A 13,837-nucleotide genomic window follows, 5' to 3' on the forward strand; every position below is an offset into this window, starting at 1 on the left:
ACAAAGCGTTAACTGCAAATTCGCCGCTCCGTGAGGGTTCGCCAAGCGCATGCCGTCCGAATATTCCTTCCTCGACGTCGCCGTGCTCGACGCAGTCCGCCAGCGCTTTGCCGCCGGCGACGCGATCGCGATCCTGTCGGCGGATCTGGAGCAGGTGATCTGGGCCAATGGGCCGGGAGCCGCCGCGTTCGGTTATCCCGACATCGAGGCCATCATCGGCGCTTCGGCGCAACTGCCCTTGATCGCCAGACGCCAGATCATGGCGACCAGCGGTTTTCCCGAGATCGGCCGCGACCGCGCCATAACGGTGCGGCTGGCAACCGGCATGACCAGCCGCGCCGTCGGCTTCCTGGCAAGTGCCGTGAGCATGCCGGACGCAGAAAAAGCCATCATGCTGGCAGTTCCAGCGGCGCAGACGGGCTCGCGCAGTGCCGGCGAAATCGCCGCTCGCGCCATCAGCGGCCTTACCGAAGACGGCCATTTCATCGCCTTTGTCGATGCCAGCGGTAACATCGAGGCGGCCTCGGAAGGATTCTCGGCACTGGGCATCTTGCCGGAGACGCTGGCCGCGCTGGTCGCCGACGTGGCAGCCGAGAGCGACCGCATCGTCAAGCGCCTCGTCCCCGGCGGCACAGCCTCCTATCCGGCAGGGCTGGCAAGATTGACCGAGGAACGGCATCTGCTGGTGGTGATCGACGAGGACCAACTCGACGACTCGGCCCCTGCCGATGACAGAGTCGCGGAAGCGCAGGCGCCGGCAAGGGTAGAAACGGCAGCTGCGGAAAGCATGATTGCCCAGCCGGAACCGGACCAGGACAACAGACCGGCAAACGACATCGAACTCCCGGCCGTGGACGAACCGGGCGTTGCGGAAGCCGCCGAGACCATTTCGATGCCGGCGGCGCCTGAGAGTGCCGACACAGCCGGGCAGCCCGCGGAGACGGCGGATAGCGACCCGGGGACTACAGGCGGTACGCTGGCGCAGCACGATCACTGGTACTTCCACGCCGGCGAGGAGGATGCGGCGGAAGATCCGACGCAGCACGATAGCAAGGCCGCCGTCCCCGTCGACCACCCGGTCGCGCGATCGATCGACCGCACGGCGGCGCCACTGCGCTTCGTCTGGCGCACCGATGCCGAGGGCAAGTTCAGCGCGCTGTCCCCGGAATTTGCCGACATCGTCGGCAAGCCGGCCGCCGATGTGATCGGCCGGCGCTTCAGGGATGTCGCGGCCACCTTCGGCCTCGACCCCTCCGGCGAGATCGCAGGCCTGCTGGAGCGGCGCGACACATGGTCCGGCCGCTCCGTGCTGTGGCCGATCGCCGGCACCGATCTGAAGACACCTGTCGACCTGGCGGCATTACCGGTCTATGGCCGCAGCCGCGCCTTTGAAGGCTTCCGTGGCTTTGGCGTTGCCCGCGCCAGTGATGCGGTCGTCGATCCGGAAGCGATCGGCATGGCGCTGGTGCCCAACGGCGAGGCGCCAGCGGTGCAGGAGCCGCAAGCCATCGAACCCGCGCCCGAACAGTCGAAGGCCGAAGAATCCAATCCCGAGGAACCGAAGGCGTCGGACCCGTTCCAGGGCGAGGTGCCGGCGCTGACCATCGTGCCGAAACCGGAGCGGCGCTTTGCCGACAAGGTGATCCGGCTGGCTGAACATCGCCAGCCAGCCAACGACAAGGGCCTGTCGACGCTGGAGCGCAGCGCGTTCCGTGAGATCGGCGAGCGGCTGAAGAAGGACAGTTCCCCGGCCGAGCCGCCGGAGGCCGAGAAGCCCAGGAAACAGGCGACGGAGACACCTGCTGAAGCTGTGGCGGAGGTGCCTACCACGCAGGTCCCGGCAGTCGGCAAGATTCCGTCAGCACCCGTTGCTGCCGCGCACGGGGAGCCGACGCCTGCTGGCGAAATCCCCGCGGCAGAGCCGGAGACCGAAACGGCGTTGGCCGAGCCATCCGAGACCGATGCCGAGGACGAGGCGGATCTGGCGCGGCTTGACGGCGGTCACCCGGGCGACGCGGCTCATGGGGAGCCCTCCGATGCACTGCCTAATGCGAAAGGCTCGTTGCTCGCCTATGCCGATCGCGATGACGAACGCGGCCCGGTCGCGGACAACAGTGACGAGGCGCCGGTTTCCGAATCGGTAGCCACGGAACCAGAAGGCACTGAGCCCGTCGCCGCTGATACGACACATGACACCGTCGATGACGACAGCATGACATCGGCCGATTTTCGCGATGCCGAGGAAAGCGAAGATTGGGCGCAGCCCGACGAGGAAGCCGCCGCACCTGACGAGCAGGCGGTTGCGTCCGCCGAGCAACCCGCCAGCACAACCGACGCCGCCGGGACACGCGTCGAGCGCCAACGCCTGCAAGTGCCGCCACTCAAGGCCGAAGGATTCGTGCCGTCGGCCTTTTCGGCCGGCGATGAGCACAAGGCTCCCGATACCTCGCTTCTCAGCAAGCTGCCGGTGCCGCTGCTCATCCATTCCGGCGACCAGTTGCATTATGCGAACGAGGAATTCCTCAACCTGACCGGCTATGAGGCGCTCGACGACCTGGCGGATGCCGGCGGCCTCGGCGCGCTGTTTGCCGATCCCTACGCCGACGACGGCGCCTCCGACGGCACCGATCATGCGTTGCGGCTGAAGACGCATGATGGACAGGAATTTCCGATCGAGGCCATTTTGCGCTCTGTCCCCTGGCGCGACGGCAAGGCGCTGATGCTGGTCGTGCGCCGCGCCGGCGAGGATGAGGCGCCGGCGGCCGTGCATATGGTTGGCGACGACCAGACGCAGCCCGACATTCCCGAGCTCAAGGCACGCATCGCCGAGATGCGCACCATCATCGACACCGCCACCGACGGCGTCGTGCTGATCGGCCGTGACGGCACCATCCGCTCGATCAGCCGGCCGGCCGAAGCGCTGTTCGGCTTCGACAGCGACGAAGTGACCGGCAAGCCGTTCGCCTCGTTGTTTGCGATCGAAAGCCAGCGCGCGGCGCGCGACTATCTCAACGGACTGTCCGAGCCCGGCGTGGCGAGCGTCATGAATGACGGCCGCGAAGTGATCGGGCGCGAGGCGCAGGGGCGCTTCATCCCGTTGTTCATGACCATCGGCCGGCTTCCCAATGACAGCGGCTTCTGTGCCGTCGTGCGCGACATCACACAGTGGAAGCGGGCCGAGGAGGACCTCACCCAGGCGCGCGCGGTGGCAGAGCGCGCGTCCTCGCAGAAGACCGATTTCCTCGCCCGCATCAGCCACGAAATCCGCACGCCGCTCAATGCCATCATCGGCTTTTCCGAACTGATGGTCGACGAGAAATTCGGGCCGGTGGCCAATGACCGCTACCGCGACTATCTGCGCGACATCAACCGCTCGGGCAACCATGTGCTCGACCTCGTCAACGACCTGCTCGACATCTCGAAAATCGAGGCCGGCCAGCAGGAGATGGCCTACGAGGCGGTGTCGCTCAACGACACGCTGGCCGAGACCGTGGCGATGATGCAGCCGCAGGCCAACCGCGAACGCGTCATCATCCGCTCGAGTTTCGCTTCGCGGCTGCCGGAAGTGGTGGCCGACCTGCGCAGCGTGCGCCAGATCGCGCTCAACATCCTGTCGAATGCCGTTCGCTACACCCAGGCCGGCGGCCAGGTGATCGTCTCGACCGCCTATGAGACATCGGGCGACGTCGTCATGCGGGTGCGCGACACCGGCATCGGCATGAGCCAGACCGAGATCGAACAGGCGCTGAAGCCGTTCAAGCAGATCAACGCGCTGAAGCGCGGACGTGGCGACGGCACGGGCCTTGGACTGCCGTTGACCAAGGCGATGGTGGAGGCTAACCGCGCCCGGTTCACCATCAACTCGACACCGGGAGAAGGAACTCTGGTCGAGGTCGCTTTTCCGTCGACCCGCGTGCTCGCGGAATAGAGCAATTCCAGGAAAGCTCGAGCGGGCAAAGAAAAAAGGCGCCCAAAAGGACGCCTTAAGAGATGGGATTGCTGTCACAACGGGGCTTGAGCGAATTCAGATCCTCGGGGGCTGAGGAACGGGATTTCTCCCTCAAGTTACGTGCGACTATCGACGCCGGGCCTTAACAACTCCTTACCGAGCTGCCAAAAAATTTACGAATGTGTACCACTCATGAAATCTAGGTAAATTCTCGCGACATATTTGGTTAACCATGCGGCCCAAGCTGGTCGCGTTGAACCCGCTTCATGCGACGCGCTTTAGGTCTTTGTTTTTGTGCATGTCGTTGTCCCAGAACCGGGGCCACTTTTGGGCGACATGCACTGGGTCACTCGGCCAGTTGCGGCAGGTTCTTGAACAGCTCCAGCGCCTCGGGGTTGGCGAGCGCCTCCTTGTTCTTGATGGCGCGACCGTGGACGACGTCGCGCACCGCAAGCTCGGTGATCTTGCCGGACTTGGTGCGCGGGATGTCGGTGACAGCAACGATCTTTGCCGGCACATGTCGCGGGCTCGCGCCGCTGCGGATTTTCGCCCGTATGCGCTTTTCGAGATCCTCGCCGAGCTGCACGCCCGCGGCCAGCCGCACGAACAGCACGACGCGCACGTCATTGTCGAAATCCTGGCCGATGCACAGCGCCTCCAGGATTTCCGGCATCTGTTCGACCTGGTTGTAGATCTCCGCCGTACCGATTCGCACGCCGCCCGGATTGAGCGTCGCGTCGGAACGGCCATGGATGATCATGCCGCCATGCATGGTCCATTCGGCGAAATCGCCATGACACCAGATATTGTCGAAGCGCTCGAAATAGGCTGCCTGGTACTTCTTGCCCTTGGGATCATTCCAGAAGCCGATCGGCATCGCTGGAAACGCCTTTGTGCAGACCAGTTCGCCCTTCTCCTGCCGAACCGGTCTGCCATCGTCGTCCCAGACATCGACAGCGAGGCCGAGGCCGGGGCCCTGGATCTCGCCGGTCCAGACCGGTTCAATCGGCACGCCGAGCACGAAGCAGGAGACGATATCGGTGCCGCCGGAGACCGAGGCCAGATGGACATCCTTTTTGATGCCGTCATAGACAAAGCGAAAGTCCTCCGGCGACAGCGGCGACCCGGTGGACGAGATCGCCCGCACGCTCGACAGATCATGGCTGCGGATCGGCTTGAGACCGGCTTTGCGCACGGAATCGATGAATTTGGCCGAGGTGCCGAAAAAATTCATCCTCTCGGCATCGGCGAAATCGAACAGGACATTGCCATCGGGGTAGAAGGGCGAGCCGTCATAAAGCAGCAGCGTCGCACCTGAAGCGAGCCCCGAAACAAGCCAGTTCCACATCATCCAGCCGCAGGTGGTGAAGTAGAAGAAACGGTCGCCGTCGCTGAGACCGGCATGCAGCCGATGTTCCTTGACATGCTGGATCAGCGTACCGCCGGCCGAATGGACGATGCATTTGGGAATGCCGGTCGTTCCCGACGAGAACAGGATGTAGAGCGGATGCGAAAACGGCAACCGCTCGAAGCTGACGGGCTTGACGGCGAAGGGCGCCAGCGCCTCCTCCAGCGCCACCGCCGTGTCGATGGTGTCAGCGACATCGCTCGAGGTGCCGAGATAGTCGACGACCAGAACCTTGCGGACAGTGCCAAGCTTGGCCGCAACCGCCGCGATCTTGTCGGCGACCTCGATCGCCTTGCCATTGTACCAGTAGCCATCGGGCGCGATGAAGACGACCGGCTCGATCTGGCCGAAACGGTCGAGCACGCCCTGCTCACCGAAATCGGGAGAGCAGGACGACCAGACCGCACCGATCGAGGCGGCAGCCAGCATGGCGGCAACGGTCTCCGGCATGTTGGGCATCATGGCCGCGATGCGGTCGCCTTTTTTGACCTTGAGCGACAGGAAGAGCTGCTGCAGGCGCGAAGTCAGCGCATGCAATTGGTTCCACGACAGCCGGCGCTCGACCTTATCCTCGCCGCGAAACACGATGGCCTCGCCAGAGCCGGTCTTCCTCAGAAGATTCTCGGCGAAGTTCAGCGTCGCTTCGGGGAAGAAGGAGGCGCCTGGCATCTTGTCGCCATCGACAAGCACGGGCCCGCCCTTGTCGCCGACGATGCCGCAGAAATCCCAGACCAGGCTCCAGAACCCCTCGCGGTCCTCGACAGACCAGCGATGAAGCTCCGAATACGAAGAAACCGCACCGTCGGCTTTCACTGCCGCGGCCCTCATGAAAGCGGTCAAGGGTGCTGCATCAATCTGGTCTTGTGTCGGGGTCCAGAGCGGTACTTCGGCAGCCATGATCGTTCCTCCACGGTCGCCACCGCTTATGCATATCGCAGCGCAGCAGAGCAAGATTTTGTTCGGTCGATGCGACCAGATGTGCGCAAATGCCATCGCCGGGCCATAAAGACTTGAAATGCGTCAGCCCTAAGTCGTAGTGACGAATGGAGTTACACCCGTCGGGCGATTTTTGTCGGAATGGAAACACACGGAGCGATATGCCATCATCTTTGATCCGGCGCGGGATATGGGCGATCGGCGCTGCCGTGATCGTCATCGCGCTGGTCGTTGCCGCCCTGCCCCTGATCGCCTCCACCCGCATCGTGCGCGACCGCATCGCCTGGGAAATGAGCGCGTGGAGCGGCTTCCGGGTTGCCATCGACGGCTCGCCGCGCATCGAGGTCTGGCCGAAATTCCGGGCGATCCTGACCGATGTGACGCTTTCGCAATGGACCGACACCGAGGCGCCGCCGGTGGTCGAGGCCGAACGGGTCGAGGTCGATCTGTCCGCCATGGCGGCCTTGCGCGGCGACGTGGAGTTTTCGACGGCGCGGCTGGTGCGGCCGACGATCCGGGTTCAGCGCACCGCGACCGGCTTTTTCCTGCCCGCCGTCCCGACCGGCGGGCGCATCACGCGTTCCATCGACACGGCCCGCGGCGTGGTCAATGCCGACCCCGCCAAGCCCGATCTCGACAAGCTGCCGGCCGACACCTTCGGCACCGTGGAGTTCCGTGATGGCCGCATGGTGGCGTCCATCGACGGCAAGGACGTCGAGATCCTGAGCAGCATGTCCGGCCAGGCGACCTGGGCGGCGATGAACAGCAATGCGACGCTGTCGGCAACAGGGATCTGGCGCGGCGAAAGCGTTGCGCTGGACGTCGCCTCGCCGAAACCGCTTGTGCTGTTTGCCGGCGGTACGGCGCCGCTCACGCTGTCCTTCAAGGCGGCACCCGCCACCTTCTCGTTCGACGGCACGGCCAGCATGTCCGAAAACGCTTATTTCGACGGCCAGGCGAAGTTCTCGGCACCTTCGCTGCGGCGCGTCCTGGAATGGTCGCAGGCCGGTGTCGCTCCAGGTGCCGCGATCGGCTCTGTCAGCATTTCGAGCAAGATCACGGCGACGGCCGGGCGCGTCAAGTTCGACAACACCGCACTTGCCTTGGACAACAATCCGGGAATGGGCGCGCTGGACCTAACGCTTGGCGAGGCACAGCCGGTGATCTCCGGCACGCTCGCCTTCGACACACTCGACCTCAGATCGTTTCTGTCGGCCTTCACGCCGCTGGCGCCGACCGGAGGGGCGGGACCCGGCGACATCGACACAAGTTTCGCCGACAGGATCAACCTCGATCTCAGGCTGTCGGCAGCGCACGCCACGGCGGGCCCTATCCAGCTCGCCGACGTCGCCGCCACGGCCCAGGTCAAGGATGGCCTTTCCGTCTTCGATATCTCCGATGCCTCGGCTTTTGGCGGCAACATCCAGAGCAGCCTTCGCTTCGACCGCAAGCCGGAAGGCTCGCAGGTCGAGATCCGACTGCTGGCGTCCGACATCGACGGCGGTGCTTTCGGCACGGCGGCAGGGATGACCCGGCTGGTGCCGGTCGGCACGGGGACCGTCTCGGTGATCCTCAAGGGACCAGGCCGGACCTGGGATTCCATCTTCGACAATGCCGACGGCTCGGTCTCCGCGACCTTCGGACCGGGTGCGTTGAGCAAGCTCAACCTGCCGGCCTTCCTCAAGCGTACCGAACAGGGCGGCTTCTTCGCGCTCGACGACGTTTCCGACGGAACGCTGCCGATCGACGGTGCCGAGATCAAGGCCAGCATTTCGAAAGGCGTGGCGCGGATCGACAAGGCCGAAGCCAATTCGGCGAAGTACAAGATCTGGCTATCCGGTATCGCGTCCTACGCCGGGCGAGGACTGGCCTTGTCCGGCGGTGTCATTCAGGCGGACCAGGCAGCGGCGCAGACCAATGGCCAGCAAGGCCCCAACCAGTCATCGTTCTTTGTCGGCGGGACATGGACCACGCCGTTCATTTCCCCGATTAGCCGCGGCGTTTCGGGGGAATAGACCTTAGGGCGGCTCAACGTTTCACGGAAACGCCGAACCGCTCCATCCCTTTCCTTGGGGCAATTTCGGACTGCTCTACCCGCGTTGTGCGGCCTGCTCGTCGAGCTGGCGCTGCACCTCACGCCGCTTGTTGGCAAGTGACGCGATGATGACGCCAACCGCAACAACCGCGATCAGGATGGTACAGGCGGCGTTGATCTCCGGCGTCACGCCGAGGCGAACCTGGCTGTAGATCTTCATCGGCAGCGTGGTGGCGCCAGGCCCGGAGGTGAAACTGGCGATGACCAGATCGTCGAGCGAAAGCGTAAAGGCCAGCATCCAGCCGGACACGATTGCCGGCATGATGACCGGCAGCGTGATCTGGAAGAAGGTCTTCACCGGCGTCGCGCCAAGATCCATCGCAGCTTCTTCCAGCGACCGGTCGAAGCTGACCAGACGCGACTGCACGACGACGGCGACGAAGCACATGGTGAGCGTGATGTGCGCAAGCGTGACGGTCAGGAAGCCGCGGTCGAGACCGATGGCGACAAAGAGCAGCAGCAGCGACAGGCCGGTAATGACTTCCGGCATGACCAGCGGCGCGAAGACCATGCCTGAAAACAGCAACCTGCCCCTGAACCGCGTGTAACGGGTCAGGGTGAGCGCCGCCAGCGTGCCGAGCACGGTCGCCACCGTGGCCGAAATGACGCCGACGCGGGCCGTGACCCAGGTGGCGTCCATCAGGCCCTGATTGTGGAACAGCGAAACGTACCATTTGGTCGAGAAACCGCCCCAGACGGTAACCAGTTTCGACTCGTTGAAGGAGAAGACAATGAGCAGGACGATCGGCAGATACAGGAAGGCAAAGCCCAGCACGATCGAGGTGACGTTGAAGCGGCTCCAGGTGGCGTTCATCTGTCTTGCTCCTGGGCGCGCGCCTGGGCCTGCTGGAAGAACATGATCGGCACGGTCAGCAGCAGCAGAAGGATGACGGCCACGGCCGACGACACCGGCCAGTCACGATTGGCGAAGAACTCGTTCCACAGCGTCTTGCCGATCATCAGCGTCTGCGATCCACCGAGCAGGTCGGGAATGACGAACTCGCCAACCGCGGGGATGAACACCAGCAGACAGCCGGCGATGACGCCGGGCAGCGACAGTGGAAAGGTGATCTTCCAGAACGCGCTGGTTGGCGGGCAGCCAAGATCCTTGGCCGCCTCAATCAGCGAATAGTCCATCTTTTCCAGCGACGAATAGAGCGGCAGCACCATGAACGGCAGGTAGGAATAGACGATGCCGATGAAGATTGCCGTGTAGGTGTTGAGGATGATCAGCGGCTGGCTGATGACACCAGTCGCAAGCAACAGCTGATTGAGCAGCCCCTCGGGCTTGAGAATGCCGATCCAGGCGTAGACCCGGATCAGGAACGAAGTCCAGAACGGCAGGATCACCAGCATCAGCAATGTCGGGCGGATCGTTGCTGGCGCCCGCGCCATGCCATAGGCGATCGGGTAGCCGACGATCAGCGTCAGCACTGTCGAGATCGCGGCAACGATGACGCTGGTGACATAGGCGTTGAAGTAGAGGGCATCCTGCGTCAACCAAGCGTAGTTGTCGAAATTGAGCGCGCCAAAGCCGGCAAAGAACCCGGAGATGCCGTCTTTGAAGCCTAGCACCGGCGTGTAGGGCGGCATGGCAATTGCTGTCTGCGACAGCGAAATCTTGAAGACGATGATGAAGGGAACGAGGAAGAAAAAAAGCAGCCAGACATAGGGAATGATGATGACCAAACGGCCAACGAAAGCCGCTCCCAGCCTGGCCAGGATGGTCTTGTCGGCATTTGTTGCCGGGGTTGATGCGGCGGTGACGGCAGCGTTCGACATGACCGCCCCTTACCGCGTCAGCACGACGCCGGCGTCGGGCCGGAAGGAAACCCAGGCGCGGTCGTTCCAGCTGAGCGGATCCTCGGTGATACGGGCCGCGTTCATGGTGCTAGCCCGCACAACCTGGCCGTCGTCGAGCTTGACGTGGTAGACCGTCATGTCGCCGAGATAGGCGATGTCATAGACTTCGCCTTCGATGGCATTGACGGCCTCGGCCGGCTTCCTCGACGACACCTTGATCTTTTCCGGCCTGATGGCGAAGGTGACGGCCGTTCCCGCACTCGCAGCCCCGGCATTGTCGGTGCGGATTGTGATGCCGTTGCCGGCATCGATGCTGGCGGCACCGGCCTCGCCGCGCGCGATCTTGCCCTCGAACATGTTCACATTGCCGACGAAGCCGGCGACGAAGCGCGATCCCGGCGCCTCGTAGACTTCGGCTGGCGTCGCCACCTGCATCACCTCACCCTTGTCGATGATGGCGATACGGTCGGCCATGGTCATCGCTTCTTCCTGATCGTGCGTGACGACGACGAAGGTCAGGCCAAGATTCTGCTGCAGGTCCATCAGTTCGAACTGCGTCTCCTCGCGCAGCTTCTTGTCCAGCGCGCCGAGCGGCTCGTCGAGCAGCAGCACCTTCGGCCGCTTGGCGACCGAGCGGGCGAGCGCGACGCGCTGGCGCTGGCCACCCGACAATTGATGCGGCTTGCGCTTGGCGAACTGTTCGAGCTTGACCAGCTTCAGCATCTCGGCGACGCGTGACGCGATCTCGGGCTTCGGCATGCCGTCCTGCTTGAGGCCGAAGGCGATGTTGTTCTCGACCGTCATATGCGGGAACAGGGCATAGGACTGGAACATCATGTTGACCGGGCGGCGATAGGGCGGAATGCCGCGCAAATCCTGGCCGTCGAGCAGGATGCGCCCGGCCGTCGGCTCCTCGAAACCGGCGAGCATTCTGAGCAGTGTCGATTTTCCGCAGCCCGAGGCGCCGAGCAGGGCAAAAAACTCGCGCTCGAAGATGGTCAGCGACAGATTGTTGACGGCGGTGAAGTCGCCGAACTTCTTGGTGACGTTGTCGAACTGGATGTATGGCTTGGCGTTCGGGTCGTTCCATGGCGCGAAATCCCTGCGGATGCTGCCAAGCGATTTCATGTCCCACTCCGTCCTGTTTCTTGCTTCTTGCCCCAGAAAGAATTGGTCCCGGCAGGTGGCTGCCGGGACCGATCAGATTGCTTATTGGCCGGTGACGATCTTGGTCCAGCTGCGTGTGATCAGGCGCTGAGTCTTGGGATCGTAGGGAGCGACCGTGTAGAGCTTCTTTATCGTCTCGGCATCGGGATAGACGGAAGGATCATCCAACAGGGCCTTGTCGACGAACTGCTGCGAAGCCTTGTTGCCGTTGGCGTAGAGCACATAGTTCGACGATTTGGCGATCACTTCCGGCTTCATCATGTAGTTGAGGAACTCGAGCGCCTCGGCGACATGCGGCGCATCCGCGGGGATCGCCATCTGGTCGAACCACATCTGCGCGCCTTCCTTCGGTACGGAATAGCCGATTTCCACGCCCTGCTTGGCCTCGACCGCGCGGTTGCGGGCCTGGAACACGTCACCCGACCAGCCCACGGCCAGGCAGATGTCGCCATTGGCGAGTGCGTTGATGTATTCTGAGGAGTGGAACTTCCTGATATAAGGCCGGACCTTGAGCAGGGCTTCCTCGGCCTTGGCGATCTCGTCAGGCGACGTGCTGTTCGGGTCGAGGCCGAGATATTTCAGCGCCGCCGGAATGATGTCGGCCGGTGAATCCAGCACATAGACGCCACAATCCTTCAACTTGGCCAGGCTGTCTGGATTGAAGAACACATCCCAGCTGTCAATCTTGTCTGTGCCGAGTGCCGCCTGAACTTTCTTGATGTTGTAGCCAATACCAACCGTGCCCCACATGTAGTTGATCGAATATTCGTTGCCGGGGTCGTATTTGGCGGTTCGCTCGGTCACCGTGTCCCACATGTTGGAAATGTTCGGCAGCTTCGACTTGTCGAGCTTCTGGAACACGCCGGCCTGGATCTGGCGGGCGAGGAAGTTGCCGCTGGGCACGACGACGTCATAGCCGCTGCCACCGGCAAGCAGCTTGGTTTCCAGAATTTCGTTGGAATCGAAGGTGTCATAGACGACCTTGATGCCGGTTTGCTTGGTGAAATCATCGATGATCGAACTGTCGATATAGTCCGACCAGTTGAAGACGTTGACGACGCGATCCTCGGCGTGGCCGCCGGCGGTGAAAAGCGTCAGAAATACCGAGGTCGCCGAAAGCCATAGCGCTTTGCGGATCATGCTATTCTCCTTTGGTGAGTGTTCCTTCGCCGGCTCGTCGCGGACCCCGCGCGGCCGGGCATTTGTTTCAGACTATTGAGCTTTCCAGGGGGCGACAAGCGCGAACTGTCGACGCCGTGGGGATGGTTCGATGAGCGGCAGATGGTTGCTCTGTGTCTCTTGCGAGACCTGGGAGGCGTGCCTGTGCCGTCAGAGGCTTTCGCCGTGGCGCGGGCAGAGATACGACGATGTGGTCCGGTCTCGATCTGACCGGCAGGGAGACTTGGCAAGATACGCCTGTCTTGTTGTTGCCGTAGTCTCAGCCTGCCCGCGCGGCAGCGAATTTGTCAATGGCAAAGCTTCGCGCCGCATCAATTAGGCGATGGCACCCCGGTAACCCCTGCGCGCTCGGGCCGTGTCTGGCGCTTGAATTCGAGCCCGATATGGACGAGCAGTGCCGTAACCACCACCGCGCCACCAACAATGGTGCGTCCAGACGGCACCTCGGAATGGACGAGCCAGACCCATATGGGTCCCAGGATCGGCTCGAACGTGCCGAGCAGTGCCGCGACGGCCGCCGGGATCAGCCGCGCGCCGGTGGCGAAGAAGGCAAGGCCAAGGCCGAGATTGACCACGCCGAAAGCGAAGAGAAAGCCCATGTCACTGGCCGACACGGCGAATGTCGATGCCTGCGAGGCGGCAAAGCCCGCCGCAAGCATGGTGCCGAGGCAGGTTGCCGGCGTCATGCGCACGCCTGAAAACCGCCGGGTGATGACAGTGGCTATCGAGAACATGACCGCAATCAAGAGCGCCAGCCCGTCGCCTATCGGCGAGACGGCGCCATCAAGCGATTCCGACACCATGATGGCGACGCCGGTGATGACGGCGGCAATCGCCAGCCAGGTCGCGACAGTCACCCGTTCGCGAAACAACGCCCAGGCAAACAGCGCCGCCAGAAGCGGCACGCCTGCCTGCATCAACAAGATGTTGGCGACGGTGGTGTAGGCAAGCGCGACGACGAACGCTGTCGATGCGGTGGCGAAGCAGGCCCCGACGGCAAGGCCGGGCAGCCCCATGTCGCGGAACATTTTCAGCATGCCGCGCCAGCCGTCGCGCCAGACCATGAAGCAGATCAGGAAGGCCGCAGCCCAGACGGAGCGCCAGAAAATAACCGTCCAGCTGTCGCCGACGGTGATGAAGCGGGCAATGGTGCCGCCGAAACTCCACATCAGCGCCGAAAGGAACACCAAGAGCATGCCGACGCGTTCCTCGCGCGGCGAGATGGTCGATAAAACAACGCTCGGCGATGATGCTGTGTCGATCATGGGCGCGACTGTCGGGCTTTTCTGGACGGGACGAT

The 13,837-nt window shown here is 63.2% G+C and carries 8 protein-coding genes; 2 read left to right on the plus strand and 6 right to left on the minus strand.

Going from position 1 to position 13,837, the window contains the following annotated elements:
- Positions 1-49: 49 nt before the first annotated feature.
- Positions 50-3,928, plus strand: a complete 3,879-nt coding sequence (locus tag AC1RZR_RS32225) for a PAS domain S-box protein (protein WP_481827144.1) — start codon at positions 50-52, stop codon at positions 3,926-3,928.
- 367 nt (positions 3,929-4,295) lie between these two features.
- Here the strand turns inward: AC1RZR_RS32225 and AC1RZR_RS32230 are convergent, their stop codons facing one another.
- Positions 4,296-6,254: an acetoacetate--CoA ligase gene (locus AC1RZR_RS32230; RefSeq protein ID WP_481827145.1), complete on the minus strand. Its 1,959-nt coding sequence runs from the start codon at positions 6,252-6,254 to the stop codon at positions 4,296-4,298.
- A 200-nt stretch (positions 6,255-6,454) separates the two neighbouring features.
- Between AC1RZR_RS32230 and AC1RZR_RS32235 the strand changes: the two genes are divergently transcribed.
- Entirely contained in the window at positions 6,455-8,308 is a 1,854-nt protein-coding gene (locus tag AC1RZR_RS32235) for an AsmA family protein (protein WP_481827146.1), read from the plus strand.
- A 75-nt stretch (positions 8,309-8,383) separates the two neighbouring features.
- On the opposite strand, the gene AC1RZR_RS32240 is transcribed toward AC1RZR_RS32235, so the two are convergent.
- The 5 genes from AC1RZR_RS32240 to AC1RZR_RS32260 all read right to left on the minus strand — a co-directional run bounded on the left by AC1RZR_RS32240 (position 8,384) and on the right by AC1RZR_RS32260 (position 13,802).
- On the minus strand, positions 8,384-9,202 hold the full coding sequence (locus AC1RZR_RS32240; protein ID WP_481827147.1) for an ABC transporter permease: 819 nt from the start codon (positions 9,200-9,202) through the stop codon (positions 8,384-8,386).
- The gene (locus tag AC1RZR_RS32245; protein ID WP_477271394.1) at positions 9,199-10,170 is read right to left on the minus strand and encodes an ABC transporter permease subunit; all 972 of its coding nucleotides are present in this window, start codon (positions 10,168-10,170) and stop codon (positions 9,199-9,201) included. The genes AC1RZR_RS32240 and AC1RZR_RS32245 overlap by 4 nt, the downstream gene beginning before the upstream one ends.
- A gap of 9 nt (positions 10,171-10,179) precedes the next feature.
- Positions 10,180-11,319, minus strand: coding sequence for an ABC transporter ATP-binding protein (locus AC1RZR_RS32250; RefSeq protein ID WP_481827148.1), 1,140 nt, complete (start codon positions 11,317-11,319; stop codon positions 10,180-10,182).
- A gap of 81 nt (positions 11,320-11,400) precedes the next feature.
- The gene (locus AC1RZR_RS32255) at positions 11,401-12,498 is read right to left on the minus strand and encodes a polyamine ABC transporter substrate-binding protein (protein ID WP_477271398.1); all 1,098 of its coding nucleotides are present in this window, start codon (positions 12,496-12,498) and stop codon (positions 11,401-11,403) included.
- A gap of 350 nt (positions 12,499-12,848) precedes the next feature.
- On the minus strand, positions 12,849-13,802 hold the full coding sequence (locus AC1RZR_RS32260; protein ID WP_481827149.1) for a DMT family transporter: 954 nt from the start codon (positions 13,800-13,802) through the stop codon (positions 12,849-12,851).
- Between the last annotated feature and the right edge of the window lie 35 nt (positions 13,803-13,837).

It is taken from the genome of Mesorhizobium bavaricum (genome assembly GCF_056781655.1).